Source organism: Rosenbergiella gaditana (genome assembly GCF_018494065.1).
GTDB lineage: Bacteria > Pseudomonadota > Gammaproteobacteria > Enterobacterales > Enterobacteriaceae > Rosenbergiella > Rosenbergiella gaditana.
The window spans coordinates 56,404-75,784 of the sequence record NZ_JABBFR010000008.1 but is presented as its reverse complement, the minus strand read 5'-3'; the positions used below and the strand labels follow the sequence as shown (position 1 = coordinate 75,784).

The window sequence follows — 19,381 nt, the reverse complement described above, 5'->3', positions numbered from 1 at the left end:
AACGTTCTGTTTTAGCACTTATTAACTCAAAGTAAAGTAAGTGATCATCCATGGCAGCAATAACGTTTCTAACATTTGTTAACCGGAATCATCATCTTACTAGACGCTTATTTTCGATCGCTGTCGAGCTTTTTAATTGATGACCTCTTCAGTCATTAGCTGTACGGCAGGCATAAAAAAACCGCGATAAAATTATCGCGGTTTATAATTATGCATCATGAAAAAATTACTTTTTCTTTGCTTTAGGGTTAGGCAAATCGGTAATGCTCCCTTCAAACACTTCCGCCGCTAAACCAATAGATTCATGTAACGTTGGGTGAGCATGAATGGTCAGCGCGATATCTTCAGCATCGCAGCCCATCTCAATCGCCAGACCTATTTCGCCCAGTAACTCGCCACCGTTAGTCCCAACGATGGCACCACCGATCACACGATGCGTCTCTTTATCAAAGATCAGCTTAGTCATACCGTCGGCACAATCTGAAGCAATGGCACGACCTGACGCTGCCCAAGGGAAAGTCGCCGTTTCGTAGCTGATACCTTGTTCTTTAGCTTCTTTTTCTGTCAGACCGACCCAAGCAACTTCTGGCTCAGTATAAGCGATGGATGGGATCACTTTCGGATCGAAGTAATGTTTTTTACCGGCAATGACTTCTGCCGCGACATGACCTTCATGAACGCCTTTGTGAGCCAACATTGGTTGACCAACGATATCGCCAATTGCGTAGATATGCGGCACGTTGGTGCGCAGTTGCTTATCGACACGGATAAAGCCACGCTCATCGACATTTACCCCGGCTTTTTCAGCATCGAGGTTTTTGCCATTCGGAACACGACCAATAGCAACCAACACTGCATCGTAACGCTGTGGTTCAGATGGGGCTTTTTTACCTTCCATCGTCACGTAGATTCCGTCTTCCTTCGCCTCGACTGCGGTCACTTTGGTCTCAAGCATTAAATTAAATTGCTTACTAATGCGCTTAGTAAAGACCTTCACCACGTCTTTGTCTGCGGCCGGAATAACTTGGTCAAACATCTCTACCACATCGATAGAAGAGCCTAAAGCATGATAAACCGTGCCCATCTCTAGACCAATGATCCCGCCGCCCATCACTAATAGACGCTCAGGCACGGTGGTTAGCGCCAACGCGTCAGTGGAATCCCATACACGTGGATCGTCATGTGGAATAAACGGTAAGGTAATTGGACGCGAACCTGCCGCGATGATGGCGTTATCAAAGTTAATGGTGGTAGTACCATTTTCACCTTCGACAGATAGAGTATTTGCACCAGTAAATTTACCAAGTCCATTCACTACAGTCACTTTACGGCCTTTCGCCATGCCAGCCAGACCGCCGGTTAATTGACCAATAACTTTATCTTTCCAAGCGCGAACTTTATCAATATCGGTTTCAGGTTTACCGAAGACGATGCCGTGAGCTTCCAACGCTTTCGCTTCTTCAATCACTTTTGCAACATGTAACAGTGCTTTAGATGGAATACATCCGACATTCAAACAGACTCCACCAAGAGTGCTGTAACGCTCAACCAGTACGGTTTCTAAGCCTAAATCGGCGCAGCGAAATGCTGCAGAATAACCTGCAGGACCGGCTCCAAGTACCACAACTTGGGCTTTAATCTCTGTACTCATCATGACCTCTTATTCGATTCTCCGGGGTAATAGTGCAAGGACTTTTATGCACCTATTTTCCCGGAACCTATGTAATGCAAGAGTTTACATAATTGTTAAAATTGTGCAAACGAGATTGCGTAAAGGTTAGTTGTTTTGAGGATTAGCGCATTATTTCTCAATAAAACACAGCCCTATTCCCTAATAAGATTGAGGCCGGCAATCGCCGACCTCAAGATATTACATAACTAGACGACGAATATCGCCAAGTACCTGACCAAGATAGGAGATAAAGCGTGCACCTTCTGCACCATCTATCACTCGGTGATCGAACGAGAGCGAAAGCGGCAGCATTAAACGTGGAGCGAACTCTTTTCCATTCCAAACAGGTTTCATCGACGACTTGGAAACACCCAATATCGCTACCTCAGGAGCATTAACGATTGGCGTGAAAGAGGTCGTCCCCAAACCGCCTAAGCTCGAAATAGTGAAACAGCCGCCTTGCATATCTGATGCGGTTAATTTACCCGCACGTGCTTTCTTGGAGATTTCCATCAGTTCACGAGAAAGCTCAATAATACCTTTCTTGTTAACATCACGGAATACAGGCACAACCAGACCGTTTGGCGTATCGACTGCAACACCAATGTTGATATATTTTTTCAACGTTAAGCGTTGTGCATCTTCGGACAGAGAGCTATTAAAGCGTGGATAGGCTTCGAGCGCCTTAGCTACCGCTTTCATGATAAACACGACTGGCGTGATTTTTACGTCCAGCTTTTGTTTGTCGGCTTCAACATTCTGTTGCTTACGGAAAGCTTCAAGCTCTGTAATATCCGATTCATCAAAGTGTGTAACATGTGGGATCACCATCCAGTTACGGCTGAGGTTAGCACCCGAAATTTTCTGGATACGCCCCAATTCAACTTCTTCAATTTCACCAAACTTACTGAAATCAACTTTCGGCCAAGGCAGCATTCCTGGAAGGCCACTTGCCGCTGCAGGTGCTGCATCAGCGCGTTTTAATGCCTCTTTGATATATGCCTGAACGTCTTCTTTAACGATACGCCCTTTACGACCGGTTGCTTTGACTTTCGCTAAATTAACGCCAAATTCACGCGCTAGACGACGAATAACCGGAGTCGCATGAACATAAGCGCTGTTTTCCGCGAACTCATCCTTCGCCGTAGGCGCAGCGGATGGTGCCGCAGTCGGTGCCGCCTTGGCGGGGGCCGGAGCGGCCTGTTTTTCAGGCGCTGCAGCCGGAGCTTTTTTAGCGGCTGGGGCATCACTACTAAAGACCATAATGGCAGAACCGGTACTCACTTTATCACCTACTGCCACCTGAATTTCAGTGACCGTACCGGCGAAAGGTGCTGGGACTTCCATCGACGCTTTATCGCCTTCGACGGTGATCAGTGATTGTTCGTGTGAAACCTTATCGCCGACTTTAACCAGGATTTCAGTCACTTCGACTTCATCGCCACCGATATCGGGGACGTTAACCACTTGATTTGCTGTTGCCGTGGTGGCCGCCGCTGGCGCGGAATTTTCCGTTGAAGGTGCGCTGGCCGGTACCGAAGCTTCACCAACCACCTCAAACGTCATGATTAACGATCCGGTATTAACCTTATCGCCGGTGCTCACTTTAATCTCTTTCACTTTTCCAGCAAAAGGCGCAGGCACTTCCATTGAGGCTTTATCGCCTTCGACCGTTAATAGTGACTGTTCAACCTCAACGGTATCACCGATCTTGACCAGAATTTCGGTGACTTCAACCTCATCACCGCCAATATCAGGAACCATCACATCTTTCGCCGTAGCAGTCGCTGCAGCCGGTGCATTTTCAGCTACCGGTTGAGCAGCCTCAGGGGCTGCTGCAGAGTGCTCTTCGCTTTCAAAGATCATGATTAACGAGCCAGTTTCGACTTTATCGCCGGTCGTGATTTTTATCTCTTTAATTACGCCTGCTTGAGGTGAAGGCACTTCCATTGAGGCCTTATCGCCTTCAACAGTCAGTAAGGACTGTTCGACTTCAACCTTGTCTCCGACCTTAACCAAGATCTCGGTGACTTCAACTTCGTCTGAACCGATATCCGGAACTTTGATCTCAATTGACATCTACTCTTACCTCTTACGCCAGACGTGGATTGACTTTGTCTGCGTCAATATTGAATTTCTTAATCGCGTCAACAACCACTTGTTTGTCAACTTCACCACGTTTAGCTAATTCACCCAATGCAGCGACAACCACATAGGAGGCATCAACTTCAAAGTGATGACGCAAGTTTTCACGGCTATCGGAACGACCAAAGCCATCGGTACCTAACACGCGATAATCACTTGCAGGAACATAAGTACGAACTTGTTCAGCAAACAATTTCATGTAGTCGGTGGACGCTACAGCAGGGGCATCGCTCAATACTTGAGAGATGTACGGCACCCGAGGCTCTTCAGTTGGGTGTAACATGTTCCAACGTTCACAATCTTGACCGTCACGAGCCAACTCAGTGAAAGAGGTTACGCTGTAAACGTCAGAACCTACACCGTACTCTTCAGACAGGATTTTCGCCGCTTCACGAACATGGCGAAGGATAGCACCTGATCCCAGTAACTGAACTTTGCCTTGAGTACCTTCCAGCGTATCAAGCTTATAGATCCCTTTACGGATACCGTCTTCAACACCTTCTGGCATGGCTGGCATGTGGTAGTTTTCGTTTAGGGTCGTGATGTAGTAGTAAACGTTTTCTTGTGCTTTACCATACATACGCTCTAAGCCGTCTTGCATAATCACAGCGACTTCATAAGCATAAGCCGGGTCATAAGAGATACAGTTAGGGATAGTCAGGGATTGAATATGGCTATGACCATCTTCATGCTGTAAGCCTTCACCATTCAAGGTTGTACGACCAGATGTCCCACCAATCAAGAAACCACGTGCTTGTTGGTCACCCGCGGCCCAGCAAAGATCGCCGATACGTTGGAACCCGAACATCGAGTAGTAAATATAGAAAGGGATCATTGGTAAGTTGTTGGTGCTATACGAAGTCGCGGCCGCTAACCACGATGCGCCTGCACCTAACTCATTGATACCTTCTTGTAAAATCTGACCTTTCTCGTCTTCTTTGTAGTAAGCCACTTGTTCACGGTCTTGCGGAGTATATTGCTGACCATTCGGGCTATAAATACCGATCTGACGGAAGAGACCTTCCATACCAAATGTCCGCGCTTCGTCTGCTAAGATCGGGACAAGGCGTTCTTTAATCGATTTATTTTTCAACATCACATTCAACGCACGAACGAAGGCGATAGTGGTTGAAATCTCTTTATTCTGCTCTTCCAATAATGATTGGAATTCGCTTAAGGCTGGCATCTCAAGCTCTTCAGTAAACTCTGCTTGACGCGTTGGCAGATAACCGCCCAAATTTTCACGCTGTTTATGCAGATATTTGTACTCTTCAGAGTCTTCAGAGAACGTTACGTAAGGAAGTTTTTCAAGGTTCTCATCAGTGACAGGAACATTGAAGCGGTCACGAATATAGCGGACGCCTTCCATGTTCATTTTCTTCACTTGGTGAGCAATGTTTTTGCCTTCAGCCGTTTCACCCATGCCATAACCTTTTACGGTGTGAGCAAGGATAACGACAGGTTTATCTTTGGTCTCTTGCGCTTTTTTGAATGCCGCATAGATTTTCTTCGGATCATGACCACCACGGTTCAGGGACCAGATCTCTTCATCCGACATATCTTCAACTAATGCAGCAGTTTCTGGATAGCGACCAAAGAAGTGCTCGCGCACATAAGCACCATCGCGAGATTTGAAGGTTTGGTAATCGCCATCAACGGTTTCGTTCATCAGTTGGATCAACTTACCGCTGGTATCTTTACGCAGTAACTCATCCCAACGACCACCCCAGATCACTTTGATCACTTCCCAGCCAGCACCGCCAAAGATCCCTTCTAATTCATTAATGATCTTACCGTTACCTGTAACCGGCCCATCAAGACGTTGTAAGTTACAGTTAATCACGAAGACTAAATTGTCTAATTTTTCGCGGGTCGCGATGGTGATTGCACCTTTAGATTCAGGCTCATCCATTTCACCATCACCTAAGAAGGCATAAACGGTCTGCGCTGAAGTCTCTTTTAAGCCACGGTGCTCAAGATATTTTAGGAATTTAGCTTGATAGATAGCGCCTAACGGTCCCAGACCCATTGATACGGTAGGGAACTGCCAGAAATCAGGCATTAATTTAGGGTGTGGATAAGAGGAAAGACCTTTACCGTCAACTTCTTGACGGAAGTTATTCATTTGCTCTTCAGTCAGACGACCTTCGAGGAAGGCACGAGCATAAACACCAGGGGAGATGTGGCCTTGGAAGTAAACTAAGTCACCGCCATCTTTTTCGGTACGCGCACGGAAGAAGTGGTTGAAGCAGACTTCATAAATGGTGGCGGAAGATTGGAAAGAGGCCATATGTCCACCCAGCTCCAAATCTTTTTTAGACGCGCGGAGTACGGTCATGATCGCATTCCAGCGGATCGCTGAGCGGATACGACGTTCTAAACTCGTATTACCTGGATATGTAGGCTCTTCTTCCGTTGGGATAGTGTTAATATAGTCTTTGATCGCCGATCCAGTTGCTACCTTTACACCACCATTGCGAGCCGCATTCAATACTTGATCGATCAAATATTGCGCGCGTTCGACACCTTCTTCACGGATGACCGATTCAATCGCCTGTAGCCAGTCGCGAGTTTCAATCGGATCCACGTCATTATGTAGACGTTCTGACATGGGGTATTCCTTATCTGTGTCTGTACATTGAAATTGATAACGTTGCTGAGTAAAGACCATGACGTATCATGATGCCTATCCCCGCTCTTTATACTTAGGTGACTCAATCTTTTCGTTGCTGTAAGCGACGCAATGATCGCTCACGGCGGGATTGCTCCCGGTTTCTCTCCAATAAAATTTCTTCAAGAAAAGCCAAGTGCGAGTTGGATTCTTCACGGGCTTTTTCGGGCTGTCGGGCAATGATTGCTTCGTAGATCCTTGCACGATGCTCACTCACTTTGGCCAGCATATCGCGGCGAGAGTAAAGTAATTCAAAATTTGAACGCACATTTTGCTTGAGTATTGGCCCCATTGCTCGGACCAAATGCAGCAGTACCACATTGTGTGCAGCTTCAGTAACGGTAATTTGATAATCAATAACCGCATCCGCCTCTGCGTCTAAATCACCACTATTTTGCGCCTTCTGAATCGCCAAGTGATAGTGGTTGATTCTTAATAGGTCATTTTCCGTCCCGCGAAGTGCAGCATAATACGCTGCAATGCCTTCAAGTGCATGACGCATTTCGAGTAAATCAAATTGAGACTCGCCATGTTGTGCCAATAACCCAATTAAAGGGTCACTGACGCTTTGCCATAGGCTGTCTTGCACGTAGGTGCCTCCACCATGGCGGCGATACAATAATCCTTTTGCTTCCAAACGCAAAATAGCCTCCCGTACCGAAGGACGAGAGACATCAAATTGTCGAGCAAGCTCACGTTCTGGCGGTAGCTTCTCACCAGGCCGAAGTGTCCCTTCCATAATTAAGGACTCCAGCTGCTGCTCTATGACATCAGATAGCTTGGGCTGCCTGATTTTACTGTAAGCCATCATACTCGTAGTCATTGCTGCTCTTATAAATTGGTCATACCAATTTCCCACAAGATGGGCTAAGCTAACAAAACATTTACCTACTGTCTATATTGCGTTCACCAAAGTACGCTTTAGATCAAAAAAATGAGTTACCGTTTTGCCTTCAGTCAACACGTCAGTTTCCCAATAAAAAACACTTTTGTTAGCGATAATCACTTCACTATTAAATAGTTCATGGGTGAAAATAAGTAAAATAACCCACCACAAATAGAGTGTTTAACCTGATATTATCAACATTAAGTCATTAAAAAGAAGGATATTATAACCCTGTTTCGCTCTGATTTTTTGAGTCTACCCCGTAAATATCTGATCATTGCATACATTCGACGTAGTAATTTACTGCCATAACCCCGTAAAATAAATGACACAGTCTGTCACATTCTCCTTACAGCCTAAAATAAGGTACGAGAACACTACGCGAGAGGAATTTATGAGCGAGCAACAAACAGGTTCGTTGAAACGGGGGCTGAAAAATAGACATATTCAGTTAATAGCCTTAGGAGGAGCCGTTGGGACTGGACTATTTTTAGGGTTAGCGCAAACCATCAAAATGGCGGGTCCTTCCGTCCTGCTAGGATATGCCATAGGCGGTTTTATCGCCTTTATGATTATGCGCCAGTTAGGGGAAATGATTGTTGAAGAGCCTGTAGCAGGTTCTTTTAGCCACTTTGCCTACAAATATTGGGGCAGCTTCGCCGGCTTCGCTTCAGGTTGGAACTATTGGGTGCTCTATGTATTAGTGGCGATGGCAGAGCTTTCTGCGGTCGGCCTGTACATTCAGTACTGGTGGCCCGAGATCCCCACCTGGGTCTCTGCAGCCGTATTCTTCGTCCTGATTAACGCCATCAATCTCGCTAACGTTAAAATTTATGGTGAATTAGAGTTCTGGTTCTCAATTATTAAAGTCGCTGCCGTAATAGGAATGATTGCCTTTGGCACATGGCTGCTAGTGAGTGGTCACGGTGGCCCGCAAGCCTCTGTCACCAATATCTGGGCACAGGGCGGGTTCTTCCCTCATGGGGTGACAGGATTAATTACGGCAATGGTTATTATTATGTTTTCGTTTGGGGGGCTCGAACTGGTCGGAATTACCGCTGCAGAAGCCGCAGATCCTCAGCAAAGCATTCCTAAAGCGACCAATCAAGTCATCTATCGTATCTTGATTTTTTATATGGGGTCTCTGGCAATCCTACTGTCGCTCTATCCGTGGACAAACATTATCGAGGGTACCAGCCCATTTGTTCTTATTTTCCATGAAATCGGCGACAAATTAGTAGCTAACCTGCTGAATGTCGTGATCTTGACGGCCGCTTTATCTGTTTATAACAGCTGCGTGTACTCTAACAGCCGCATGTTATATGGCTTAGCAAAGCAAGGTAATGGCCCTAAAGCTTTGCTTAATGTCGATAAACGCGGTGTTCCTTACGTAGCATTAGGCTTTTCAGCGCTGGCTACGGCACTGGTCGTTCTGCTCAACTATCTCATGCCAGGAGAGGCTTTCGGCTTATTGATGGCCTTAGTAGTGTCTGCACTGGTGATCAACTGGGCAATGATCAGTCTAGCGCATATGCGTTTTCGTAAAGCGAAAATCAAACAAGGTGTAACCCCCCGTTTTCCTGCGCTATTTTATCCACTCGGCAACTGGGTTTGCCTACTGTTTATGATAGCAATTTTGGGCATTATGCTCACCATTCCGGGAATGGCTATTTCAGTGTGGTTAATACCTGTTTGGGTGGCCATTTTAGGCATTGGTTATCTGTTCAAGAATAAAATAACTCGCTAAAGATAAGGGGGAAAATTTCCCCCATTTTTTATAGAATAACACCTGCCACTGTCAGTACTGCCGTTATCAGCACAATGACTAAAGTAATGCGTTTTGCGAGTGCCACTGCAATCCGGGGCATTTCTACCTTGTCTTTACAAGGATCACGTTCCAATGAGAACTGCGCTAATACCGACAGCACATGATAAGGCTTATGTCGAAAATCTGTCATAAAGCGCCACCATGCTGGTAATGCTTTCTCTCCATGGCCTAAGAACGCATAAGCTAACCCTACAATCCTGACCGGGATCCAATCAATCCAAAATAACAGTACATCGACACCCGACTGTTCACGATGCTGTCGACTTTGCTTAGCTAACCATCCCTGCCATGCCCGCAAAAATGCGTACCCGAGTAATAAAACCGGACCATAACTTGCTCCTACGACAAACCAGAACAAAGGCGCTAAATAAAAACGATAATTAATCCACAGCAACGCATTTTGCAGTTCGCGTAAATAGAGTTTATCGGTGATGTGGCTCGACATTGGGTGTATCACACTGAGCTCTTCCGCCATCGCTTGATGCCCAGTAACATCCTGCAGATTAGCGGAATGCAAGTAGGCACGGTAATGTTGGCGACTTTGCCCAGCACCAATACATAGAACCCCCACTAAAATCCACACTACCAGCGATAATACACCGAATAATAGCCCTTCAATCGCATGAAGCAATAAAGTGAAAATTAGCATCACAAGCACCACTAATCCGACAGTGCGGATTAACGAAAAGTGTTGTTGTTTACCAAACAGAGGAACAAGCCGATGTTCAAGTTGCCAATGCTCCCCCCACTTGAATAGCCGCTCGCAAATAAGAACAAGCAATAGCGTAAATAACGTCATGACTTAACTCTACTCCCTAAATGATCAGTGTGATGCAATGAGTGAATGAAAATAGTCCCAATCGAAAGATGGCCCGGGGTCTGTTTTACGGCCAGGAGCGATATCGCAATGCCCAGTGATATTTTCTTCCTCCAAAGCGTAAGTCTCAATAAGAGACTGAGTTATTGCCGTCAAAGCCCGGTATTGCTCCGCGGTGTAAGGTAATTCATCAGTTCCTTCAAGCTCGATACCTATAGAGAAATCATTACAGTTTTCGATACCGTTATAACTCGACTGGCCAGCATGCCAAGCTCGCTTATCAAAAGACACATATTGCACTATCTCACCGTCCCGACGGATTAGACAATGCGCAGCGACACGTAACGCAGCAATTTGCGCAAAATAGGGGTGCTCTTCCGCACATAATGCTCCTGTAAAGAGTTGATCAATGTAAGGACCACCAAATTCACCAGGGGGAAGGCTAATATTATGGATGACCAATAAACGCGGTGTTACCCCTTCCGGACGTTCATTGTAATGAGTTGAAGGGACTCTACGCGCAAGGGTCAACCAATGATCTTTTATCATCAACATGTCAGTGTCGTTTACCACTTATCTAAGCGGCCCTTTTGATTAAACGAGTGTGTCCAACAACAAGCCAGACTTTCTTCAAGATTACCATAGGTATTTCACGATAACTCACAAGCTTTGTGCAACACCATTAGAAAAAACGTTCACGCTGTGAAGATGAATCCTAGATCTATTATCGCCTCTTCCTAAACGCTCTCAACCTCTTTAGTAATATGTTTTTATTCGCTTAAGGAGAGCATTATGGAACAAGGATTTACGTTAATCGAATTGATGATCGTTATCGCGATCATTGCTATTTTGAGTTCGTTGGGCATCCCGGCTTACCAAGGCTACCTGCAAAAGGCCGCGCTAACCGATCTGCTCCAGATATTACAGCCCTATAAAACGGCGGTAGAACTGTGCGCGCTAGAAAAGGGGCAGCTTAATTCTTGCCATAGCGGTCAGGAAGGTATTCCCCTTCCGCGTACCACGCGATATATCACAGAATTGACCGTTAATAACGGAATAATACGTGCCCAAGGAACTAATACATTAACTGGACTGAGCGCTGAACTTATCCCCACGCTTCAACCGGAGCAAGGTGCGCTGAGTTGGCAACGCCGTTGCACTGCCGCCAATCAAACCTTAAAAGAAAACTGCGAAAGACAATTACGCTATGACGATGTGGAGAATAAGCCATGAGTGCTAAAACTACACACCTAAAAGCATTCTGCGAAAATCATCCTGCTCTTGTCACTCATGAAGATAGGGAATCGTTGTGCTTGATAGTCATGTCACCGCCATCGGCCGAGGATATCAATCAACTCGCGTTTACCTGTCAGAAAAAAATTGCTATTAAAACGGTGTCTAAAGAAGAGTACTGCACCTCTCAGCAACCTGCTACGCCATCGCTCTCCTTGCATGAGGAATATAAGGGGGAAGACAGCCCCACAACTATCGAATATTGCCAAGCTATTTTGTGTCATGCCGTGCAAAAAAAGGCCTCCGATATTCATATTGAGCCCTATGCACAGGGGGCAAGAATACGCTTAAGGGTCGACGGTGTATTATATATTTATGGTGAATTATCTCCCCTCGAAACCAATGCTATTAGCAGCCGTTTTAAATTACTCGCCGGGGCGGATATTGCGGAAAATCGCCGCCCTCAAGATGGCCAACTTAGCCTGACTTATCAAGATATAGAATACTCATTCCGTTTAGCCACCTTACCCACAAGGTTTGGCGAAAAAATCGTTTTACGATTATTAGAAACATTCAGAGGGGACTTAGCGCTAGAAAATCTAGGAATATCCTCCCCGCAATTAAGTTTGCTAAGGGCTGCACTAGCTTCCCCTCAAGGGTTGATTATTGTCACCGGGCCAACGGGAAGTGGTAAAACTGCAACACTCTATAGTGCTCTTAACCATCTCAATAGCGCGGAGCGCAATCTCTGTAGCGTGGAAGATCCCATTGAGCTGGTTATCCCTGGTATCAATCAAACACAAATTAATCTTAAGGCGGGACTGGATTTTCCAACGATTTTACGCGCATTGTTGCGGCAAGATCCCGATATCTTGATGATTGGTGAAATCAGAGATAATCAAACGGCGGATATTGCCATTAAAGCGGCTCAAACCGGCCATTTGGTACTCAGCACTTTACATACCAACTCAACAATCGAGACCTTAAGCCGATTAACACAAATGGGAGTTATCGAATACTTAGCGGCTAGCGCTTTAAGACTTATTATTGCTCAACGGCTCGTGAGGCGGTTATGCGTACGGTGTCGAATACAATCGCCCGATCCCTTACCCTCATACTTAGCTTTACAATCATTTGAACATTGGCTCGCTATAGGTTGCCGATTTTGTGTCTCCGGCTATCTGGGTCGCCATGCCCTTTTCGAGTTACTCCCTGTCGATGCGGCTATACGGCATGCGATTATTCAACGTACTTGCCCACAAAAAATCCGTGCACTATTACGTGAAAGGGAAATACAAAATTTATTTGAGGCAGGACTTAATGCTGTAACGCAAGGTGTCACCACCTACCAAGAACTGCTCCGAGTGGTAGGGGGAGAAAATGAAGCAGCTTAATCTCTATTTTTGGCAGGGAATATCTCTCAACGGGGAAAGTTGTACGGGTTATCAACTCTGCACTCACCGACAGGAGGGTGAACAGCAATTGATGGCGGAAGGTATCGTCCCTTACCATTTCAAAGTGAAACACCATCGCTTGATGAAAACTTGGCAGCTGAAAACGCTTATCATTTTTTTTCAACAACTGGAATCTATGCTTAATGCAGGGTTAACGTTAACAGTGAGCCTGGAATTATTAATGAGTAACCAGTCTTCACTGCCTTGGCGAGTCGTTATCGAACTATTAATAAAAAAAATTACGGCTGGAGAAAAGCTATCGACAGCACTCAGTCAGTGGCCTCAAATTTTTCCGCCTACAATATCGGCTCTGATTAGTGCCGGAGAGTTTACGGGTCACCTTCCTAATAGTTGCTTACAGGTCGTTAATCTATTGCAGCAGCGACAGGCCATGAGAGAGGAACTTATTGCTGCACTACGCTACCCTTCTATCACTCTTTTATTTCTGGTCCTCACGACCAGTGGACTCCTTGTTTTTGTTCTTCCAGAATTTGCACTGATGTACCAATCACTGAATACACCCCTGCCAACCCTTACACAACTATTGATACAAGCCTCTCATTATTTAAATGCCTCACTACCTCTATGCTTAATAATCGCCGCCCTTATTCTGCCAATTTTCCACTACTGTGATCGCCGATATCCAAACTGGAAACTGGCTCGTCATCGACTTTTACTCAATATACCGCTGCTAGGTGAAGTGTGGCAGAGCAGGTACCTCTCATTGCTCTTTTCCACCCTATCCAGCACACAACAATCGGGGCTCACTCTCCTTAATGGGTTACATCTCGTTGCGGGGATATTTACCTCCCCATTATGGAAAAAATGTATCGAGGAGGTTTACCAACGTCTTCATACGGGGGAGAAACTTTCTCAAGCCATGGCACATTACGATGAATATCCCTCATTATCACTACTCCTTATTCGTTCAGCTGAAGAGACAGGGCAACTCGACAAAGCATTTTCCCAATTAGCCACTTGGTATTCACATCAAGCATCCGCACTTAGCCGACGTCTCACACAACGCATTGAACCTATCATGCTCGCTATCAGTGGAGGAGTCGTTGGAACTGTCGTAATAGCGATGTATTTACCTATATTCTACTTAGGAGAAGCCTTAGGGTAATTCTTCCTCAACTCACAAGGTTTACACCCTCGCCTATCCCCTTCATACTTATCCCAATAACTGAGAAAAGTGCTCGATGGCCGCACTAAAGATTGACGTTGGGACAATAAACATGACATATATTGTGGCGCTTACAGGTGGCATTGCGAGTGGTAAATCAACTGTCGCCGATCTGTTTGCGGCAAGGCAGATCGATATAATCGATGCAGATCTCATCGCTCGTGAAGTCGTTGAGCCTGGCCAACCCGCATTAGTCACGATGGCTGACTATTTTGGTCATAAGATCCTGCTAGAAAACGGTCAGCTTGATCGTAAGCAACTGCGTAACATTATTTTCTCCGATCCAAGACATAAACAATGGTTAAACAACCTATTGCATCCACTTATCCAGCAAAGAACTCAACAAAAATTTGCGCAATGCTCCGCTGAATGGTGCCTCTGGGTGGTACCACTTTTAGTGGAAAATCAGCTTCAACACCTTGCCCAACGCGTTATTGTGGTAGATAGCGAAGAAGAACGGCAAATTGAGCGAGTCTGTGAGCGCGATAGGATCTCACGTTCGCAAGCCTTGGCTATCATTCAATCTCAGGCGACACGGCAACAAAGATTAGCCATCGCTGATGATATTATTGATAATAATTTATCTAAAAGCGCTTTAGCCGAGAGAGTCTCTCAGCTTATTTTGACCTACAATCAATTCGCATCAGAATATAAGGGTCGCAAACTATGACGCAGTCACCGATCACCTTCGAGTATCCGCTCAATGAGAAAATGCGTAGTTGGTTACGCGTCGAACACCTACTGCAACAACTTGCTGCCTCGAACAATGGCAGCTCGCCAGAAGCTTGCTTACTCTTTTTGCGCACCTTGACAGAGTTACTCGATATTTTTGAGCGTAGCGAATTACGTGCGGACCTCCTTAAGGAGTTAGAAAAACAGCAGGGAAAACTACACCAGTGGCTGACAGTACCGGATATCGACGTTCAAGCCGTCAACCAATTAATTAGCGAGTTAAGCACACATAGCCACAAAGTAAATGTTGCCCCCAAATTTGGTACGACTTTCAAAGAAGATCGTTTTATTGGTCAATTACGTCAGCGACTCTCGATTCCCGGCGGCTATTGTAATTTCGATACGCCGACACTACACCTCTGGCTACATCTACCGTTAGAAAAGCGCCAAGCACAACTCAATCAATGGTATTCGGGTCTAGAGGCACTTCATCTTAGCTTACAGGCTATCCTGCATTTGATTAGACAGAGTGGGCGATTTAATGAAGTGCAGGCCCATCAAGGTTTTTACCAACACTCGGCGGAAGATAAAGATCTCATCCGTATCACGTTGAATAGCGATGATGAGATTTACCCGCAAGTTTCCGGACATAAAGCTCGTTTTTCAATTCGCTTTTTTCCTTTAGAAAACGATGATAGAGTCCCTGAAATTTTGTTATTCCAACTCGCTTGCTGCTAAGAGGCCTTATGCAATCCGAACCCACCACCGTTAATTGTCCTCAGTGCCAAAAAGAGGTGATCTGGGATGAGTTAAGTACTTGGCGCCCATTCTGCTCTAAGCGCTGCCAAATGATTGATCTTGGTGAATGGGCGGCGGAAGAGAAATCTATTCCAGGTCAGCCTACGCATTTCGACCATGAGTCATGGAGTGAGAAAGACCCAGAGTAAAACCTAAAGACTGGCGACTACAGCTCGCCTTTCACTAGTCGTTTGACCATCTCAATATTCGCTGGCGGAAACTCATCAGCTTTTAAGTCTGTTTGGGCTATCCAGCGTTGAGGCTGACCTTCTTTACCCCAAGGCTCTCCCGCCCACTGCTCAACTAGGTAAAAATAGAGTGTAACGCTAACCTCCTGATAAGTATGGCTTGCTGTACCAATAGGCTGAGCCTCGGTAACAGTGATCCCCGTTTCTTCCATCAGTTCGCGGATTAACCCTTCTAACGCCGTTTCACCCGCTTCGATCTTACCGCCTGGAAACTCCCACTTGTTGGCCATGTGTGAGGTCGAGGCTCGTTGAGTAAGAAAAATTTCTTTCTTAGTGTTACGAATGATCCCGACTGCAACCTGTAGATTTTTCATTATTTACGCCCCACTAGACAGTAAAAAGGCCCATGTTTCCATGGACCTTTTCTGATATCAGCTACTTACCAGAACGAATTAAGCTAAACGTCCATGACATTGTTTATATTTTTTACCCGAACCACATGGGCATAAATCGTTACGACCAACTTTACGCTCCGCTGCTTGGTTAGCCATTTCATTGGCTGCCGCAGTTTCGTCGTCGACGTGGCTAAGCTGTTGCTGTTCTGCTAAACGCTCAGCTTCGTCACGGAACTGCTGCTCCATGGCCTCAACCTCTTCAGGCATACGAACTTGGACTTTACTTAAGGTGCTGACAACTTCATATTTCAGCCCTTCAAGCATACTTGCGAACATTGCGAAGGATTCACGCTTATACTCTTGCTTAGGATCTTTCTGTGCGTAACCGCGTAAATGGATACCTTGACGTAGGTAGTCCATCGCTGCAAGGTGCTCTTTCCACAGTGTATCCAGCGTCTGTAACATTATCCCCTTTTCAAAGCTACGCATGGTGTCCACACCTACTGCAGCTTCTTTATCGGCATACTGTTGCAGAGAGTTCTGTAGAATACGCTCACGTAAAACTTCTTCGTGTAACTCTGGCTCTTTATCTAACCATTCGGTAAGTGGGAGATGGAGCTCGAAATCAGTACGAAGGCGCTCTTCTAAGCCAGGCACATCCCACATCTCTTCGAGCGATTGTGGTGGAATAAACTGACTAATCGTTGAGCTCAATACATCTTCACGAATACTGTTGATCGTTTCACTCACATCAGAAACGTCCAGCAGTTCATTTCGCTGCGAGTAGATAGCTTTACGTTGATCATTCGCCACATCATCGTATTCCAGTAATTGCTTACGGATATCGAAGTTACGGCTTTCTACTTTACGTTGAGCATTAGCAATTGCCTTAGTGACCCATGGGTGCTCGATGGCTTCACCTGGCTTCATCCCCAACTTACGCATCATGCCTGAAACACGGTCAGAGGCAAAAATACGCATCAGCGCATCTTCCATTGAAAGATAAAAACGCGAAGACCCTTTATCACCCTGACGTCCTGCACGACCGCGAAGCTGGTTATCAATACGGCGAGATTCATGACGCTCAGTACCAATAATATGTAGACCACCTGCTTCAAGCACCGCATCGTGACGCACTTGCCATGCTTCTTTAATCGCCGCAATATCCGCTTCGGTTGGATCCGTTAAGGCTTCAACTTCTACGTGCCAACTTCCGCCTAACATAATATCAGTACCCCGACCCGCCATGTTGGTCGCGATAGTTACCGCGCCAGGCTGTCCTGCTTGTGCAATGATATCGGCTTCACTTGAGTGGAATTTAGCATTCAATACGCTATGCTTGATTCCCGCCCGCGCTAAAGCATCCGCAACAACTTCTGATTTCTCAATCGAGATGGTACCGACCAATACTGGCTGTCCGCGAGAAGTACAGTCTTTGATATCTTCAATAATTGCATCAATTTTTTCTTTCTCAGTCATATAGACCAAGTCAGCGTTGTCTTTACGCACCATTGGGCGGTTAGTGGGGACGACAATAGTATCCAGCTTATAAATACTGCTGAATTCAAACGCTTCGGTATCTGCAGTACCGGTCATCCCTGCGAGTTTTTCGTAAATACGGAAGTAGTTTTGGAAAGTGATGGAAGCCAGTGTTTGGTTCTCATTCTGGATTTCAACGCCTTCTTTCGCTTCAACGGCCTGGTGTAGCCCCTCAGACCAGCGACGGCCTTGCATGGTACGACCGGTATGCTCATCAACGATGATCACTTCGCCGTCTTTCACGATGTAATCGACATCGCGAGTAAAGAGCGCATGCGCACGAAGCGCTGCCGTCACATGGTGCATCAGCATAATATTAGTCGGTGAGTAAAGTGACTCACCTTCTTCCATGATGTTCTGTGCCACAAGTAACTGCTCAATTTTTACTAAGCCGCGTTCGGTTAAATGTACCTGACGCGCTTTTTCATCCACAGAGAAGTCACCTTCACCTTGGAAGGTATCGGAGTCTTCTTTATCTTGGCGAACTAAATGCGGGATGATTTTATTGACTTGAATATACAGTTCAGAACTGTCTTCCGCTGGCCCCGAAATGATTAATGGTGTACGCGCTTCGTCAATCAAGATGGAGTCGACTTCATCGACTAAAGCATAGTGGAGTTTACGCTGCACACGCTCTTCTGGGCTGAATGCCATGTTGTCGCGCAGGTAATCGAAACCATATTCATTATTGGTGCCGTAAGTGATATCTGCAGCATAGGCTTCACGTTTAGCAGGCGCTTGCATGCCTGGTAAGTTGATACCAATAGACAGACCTAAAAACTCAAATAAAGGGCGGTTATTCTCAGCATCACGTTGCGCAAGGTAGTCATTCACTGTTACAACATGAACACCCTTACCACTTAATGCATTGAGATAAGCCGGAAGCGTTGCCGTTAAGGTTTTACCTTCACCGGTACGCATTTCTGCAATACAACGCTCATTCAATACCATGCCGCCCAATAATTGCACATCGAAGTGACGCATATTGAAAACGCGTTTACTGGCTTCACGAACGGTTGCAAAGGCTTCTGGAATTAGGCTTTCAAGGCTTTCACCCTTTTCCAGACGCTGACGAAACTCGCCGGTTTTTGCCTTCAATTGCTCGTCACTGAGGGCGACGTAATCCGGCTCCATCTTATTAATAACATCAACGACTTTACGCATACGACGTAAGGTGCGGTCATTACTGCTACCAAAAATTTTTGTTAATAACTTCATTACCATGATTATAAATTCTCTATATTGACAACAATTTCACGAGTTGTGACTGAATAATTTTTTAATTTTTATCGTGAAGAGGCCCGGCTCGTATCCCTTGTACTTGTGCTACCCAATGGCCAGCAGAAAAAACAATAGGTATTCCAGTCGCTAGACGCTCGCGAATAAGACGGCTGGCTTTAAATGCCGCGGCCGACGTCAATAATGTGATGAATGAATAAAGAGCAACTAAGCTTTTAACGGTAAGCTGTGAATAAGCAGGCTCGCTACGCTGAGTTCTCGGCAATGAAAAAGAGAGGTGTCGAATGACAGCACGCAGAGTTTGCTGATGCCAGAAATTTTGTACGTAGGTAGGGCGTAATACACGTTCGTGTAAACGTATAATATGATAAATACGTGCTTGCGGGGAAACGGAGAGCTTGTTGGATAAGGCTGAATCATTGGTGTTGGTTAGCAAGCCGTTGGTAAAAGGCAGTCCAAGTCCTGCCGCGACTATCCCTAATAAGAGATGCGGCCATAGATAGCGTCTACCCAGTTGTCCCCAGCGCGAAATCAAACCAATCACAATTCATCCGTTAATATTGAAAAATAGCTTCTATTATCGTTATAAAGGATAGGTGAAGTCTTTTCCTGATTGTCCTGCCTACACAATAACGTTGATAGTAGCATCAATCCACCC

At 45.7% G+C, this 19,381-nt stretch carries 16 protein-coding genes; 7 read left to right on the top strand and 9 right to left on the bottom strand.

The genetic code is table 11. The features are described from left to right. Positions 1-226: 226 nt before the first annotated feature. From lpdA to pdhR, 4 genes are all read right to left on the bottom strand, one after another. A complete protein-coding gene (gene lpdA, locus HH682_RS07655; protein ID WP_214236993.1) occupies positions 227-1,651 on the bottom strand; it encodes a dihydrolipoyl dehydrogenase in 1,425 nt (474 codons plus the stop codon). Between the two features lie 219 nt (positions 1,652-1,870). Further along, entirely contained in the window at positions 1,871-3,751 is a 1,881-nt protein-coding gene (gene aceF, locus HH682_RS07650; RefSeq protein ID WP_214236992.1) for a pyruvate dehydrogenase complex dihydrolipoyllysine-residue acetyltransferase, read from the bottom strand. Between the two features lie 13 nt (positions 3,752-3,764). Beyond that, positions 3,765-6,428 (bottom strand): pyruvate dehydrogenase (acetyl-transferring), homodimeric type, encoded by a 2,664-nt coding sequence (gene aceE, locus HH682_RS07645; RefSeq protein ID WP_214236991.1) that lies wholly within the window; start codon positions 6,426-6,428, stop codon positions 3,765-3,767. A gap of 103 nt (positions 6,429-6,531) precedes the next feature. Then, positions 6,532-7,296, bottom strand: a complete 765-nt coding sequence (pdhR, locus tag HH682_RS07640; RefSeq protein WP_214237050.1) for a pyruvate dehydrogenase complex transcriptional repressor PdhR — start codon at positions 7,294-7,296, stop codon at positions 6,532-6,534. A 472-nt stretch (positions 7,297-7,768) separates the two neighbouring features. Between pdhR and HH682_RS07635 the strand changes: the two genes are divergently transcribed. After that, positions 7,769-9,121, top strand: a complete 1,353-nt coding sequence (locus HH682_RS07635; RefSeq protein WP_214236990.1) for an amino acid permease — start codon at positions 7,769-7,771, stop codon at positions 9,119-9,121. Positions 9,122-9,149: 28 nt separating this feature from the next. Here the strand turns inward: HH682_RS07635 and ampE are convergent, their stop codons facing one another. Together ampE and ampD are read right to left on the bottom strand one after the other, a co-directional pair. Beyond that, the gene (gene ampE, locus HH682_RS07630; protein ID WP_214236989.1) at positions 9,150-10,001 is read right to left on the bottom strand and encodes a beta-lactamase regulator AmpE; all 852 of its coding nucleotides are present in this window, start codon (positions 9,999-10,001) and stop codon (positions 9,150-9,152) included. Between the two features lie 24 nt (positions 10,002-10,025). Continuing rightward, positions 10,026-10,574: a 1,6-anhydro-N-acetylmuramyl-L-alanine amidase AmpD gene (ampD, locus tag HH682_RS07625; RefSeq protein WP_420826193.1), complete on the bottom strand. Its 549-nt coding sequence runs from the start codon at positions 10,572-10,574 to the stop codon at positions 10,026-10,028. Between the two features lie 237 nt (positions 10,575-10,811). Between ampD and ppdD the strand changes: the two genes are divergently transcribed. The 6 genes from ppdD to yacG all read left to right on the top strand — a co-directional run bounded on the left by ppdD (position 10,812) and on the right by yacG (position 15,511). Continuing rightward, entirely contained in the window at positions 10,812-11,252 is a 441-nt protein-coding gene (gene ppdD, locus HH682_RS07620; protein WP_214236988.1) for a prepilin peptidase-dependent pilin, read from the top strand. After that, the gene (locus HH682_RS07615; protein WP_214236987.1) at positions 11,249-12,646 is read left to right on the top strand and encodes an ATPase, T2SS/T4P/T4SS family; all 1,398 of its coding nucleotides are present in this window, start codon (positions 11,249-11,251) and stop codon (positions 12,644-12,646) included. Before ppdD ends, HH682_RS07615 begins: the two co-directional genes overlap by 4 nt. Continuing rightward, the gene (locus HH682_RS07610) at positions 12,633-13,832 is read left to right on the top strand and encodes a type II secretion system F family protein (RefSeq protein ID WP_214236986.1); all 1,200 of its coding nucleotides are present in this window, start codon (positions 12,633-12,635) and stop codon (positions 13,830-13,832) included. The genes HH682_RS07615 and HH682_RS07610 overlap by 14 nt, the downstream gene beginning before the upstream one ends. Positions 13,833-13,944: 112 nt before the next feature. Beyond that, the gene (gene coaE / locus HH682_RS07605) at positions 13,945-14,562 is read left to right on the top strand and encodes a dephospho-CoA kinase (protein ID WP_214236985.1); all 618 of its coding nucleotides are present in this window, start codon (positions 13,945-13,947) and stop codon (positions 14,560-14,562) included. Further along, positions 14,559-15,302, top strand: coding sequence for a cell division protein ZapD (gene zapD / locus HH682_RS07600; protein ID WP_214236984.1), 744 nt, complete (start codon positions 14,559-14,561; stop codon positions 15,300-15,302). Before coaE ends, zapD begins: the two co-directional genes overlap by 4 nt. Positions 15,303-15,310: 8 nt before the next feature. Beyond that, the gene (gene yacG, locus HH682_RS07595) at positions 15,311-15,511 is read left to right on the top strand and encodes a DNA gyrase inhibitor YacG (protein ID WP_214236983.1); all 201 of its coding nucleotides are present in this window, start codon (positions 15,311-15,313) and stop codon (positions 15,509-15,511) included. Between the two features lie 17 nt (positions 15,512-15,528). On the opposite strand, the gene mutT is transcribed toward yacG, so the two are convergent. From mutT to secM, 3 genes are all read right to left on the bottom strand, one after another. Beyond that, positions 15,529-15,924, bottom strand: coding sequence for an 8-oxo-dGTP diphosphatase MutT (gene mutT, locus HH682_RS07590; RefSeq protein ID WP_214236982.1), 396 nt, complete (start codon positions 15,922-15,924; stop codon positions 15,529-15,531). A 78-nt stretch (positions 15,925-16,002) separates the two neighbouring features. Continuing rightward, positions 16,003-18,708 carry a preprotein translocase subunit SecA gene (gene secA / locus HH682_RS07585; RefSeq protein ID WP_214236981.1) on the bottom strand — a complete coding sequence of 902 codons (2,706 nt, stop codon included), beginning with the start codon at positions 18,706-18,708 and terminating at the stop codon, positions 16,003-16,005. Positions 18,709-18,763: 55 nt separating this feature from the next. Next, positions 18,764-19,267 carry a secA translation cis-regulator SecM gene (gene secM, locus HH682_RS07580; protein ID WP_214236980.1) on the bottom strand — a complete coding sequence of 168 codons (504 nt, stop codon included), beginning with the start codon at positions 19,265-19,267 and terminating at the stop codon, positions 18,764-18,766. Positions 19,268-19,381 lie beyond the last annotated feature (114 nt).

Excerpts from the sequence above, each read along its gene's own strand:
- HH682_RS07635 (WP_214236990.1), top strand. The coding sequence starts at position 7,769 with ATGAGCGAGCAACAAACAGGTTCGTTGAAACGGGGGCTGAAAAATAGA.
- secA (WP_214236981.1), bottom strand. The coding sequence starts at position 18,708 with ATGGTAATGAAGTTATTAACAAAAATTTTTGGTAGCAGTAATGACCGC.
- yacG (WP_214236983.1), top strand. The coding sequence starts at position 15,311 with ATGCAATCCGAACCCACCACCGTTAATTGTCCTCAGTGCCAAAAAGAG.
- mutT (WP_214236982.1), bottom strand. The coding sequence starts at position 15,924 with ATGAAAAATCTACAGGTTGCAGTCGGGATCATTCGTAACACTAAGAAA.
- coaE (WP_214236985.1), top strand. The coding sequence starts at position 13,945 with ATGACATATATTGTGGCGCTTACAGGTGGCATTGCGAGTGGTAAATCA.
- HH682_RS07615 (WP_214236987.1), top strand. The coding sequence starts at position 11,249 with ATGAGTGCTAAAACTACACACCTAAAAGCATTCTGCGAAAATCATCCT.
- HH682_RS07610 (WP_214236986.1), top strand. The coding sequence starts at position 12,633 with ATGAAGCAGCTTAATCTCTATTTTTGGCAGGGAATATCTCTCAACGGG.
- aceE (WP_214236991.1), bottom strand. The coding sequence starts at position 6,428 with ATGTCAGAACGTCTACATAATGACGTGGATCCGATTGAAACTCGCGAC.
- lpdA (WP_214236993.1), bottom strand. The coding sequence starts at position 1,651 with ATGAGTACAGAGATTAAAGCCCAAGTTGTGGTACTTGGAGCCGGTCCT.
- zapD (WP_214236984.1), top strand. The coding sequence starts at position 14,559 with ATGACGCAGTCACCGATCACCTTCGAGTATCCGCTCAATGAGAAAATG.
- ampE (WP_214236989.1), bottom strand. The coding sequence starts at position 10,001 with ATGACGTTATTTACGCTATTGCTTGTTCTTATTTGCGAGCGGCTATTC.
- ppdD (WP_214236988.1), top strand. The coding sequence starts at position 10,812 with ATGGAACAAGGATTTACGTTAATCGAATTGATGATCGTTATCGCGATC.
- ampD (WP_420826193.1), bottom strand. The coding sequence starts at position 10,574 with ATGTTGATGATAAAAGATCATTGGTTGACCCTTGCGCGTAGAGTCCCT.
- aceF (WP_214236992.1), bottom strand. The coding sequence starts at position 3,751 with ATGTCAATTGAGATCAAAGTTCCGGATATCGGTTCAGACGAAGTTGAA.
- pdhR (WP_214237050.1), bottom strand. The coding sequence starts at position 7,296 with ATGGCTTACAGTAAAATCAGGCAGCCCAAGCTATCTGATGTCATAGAG.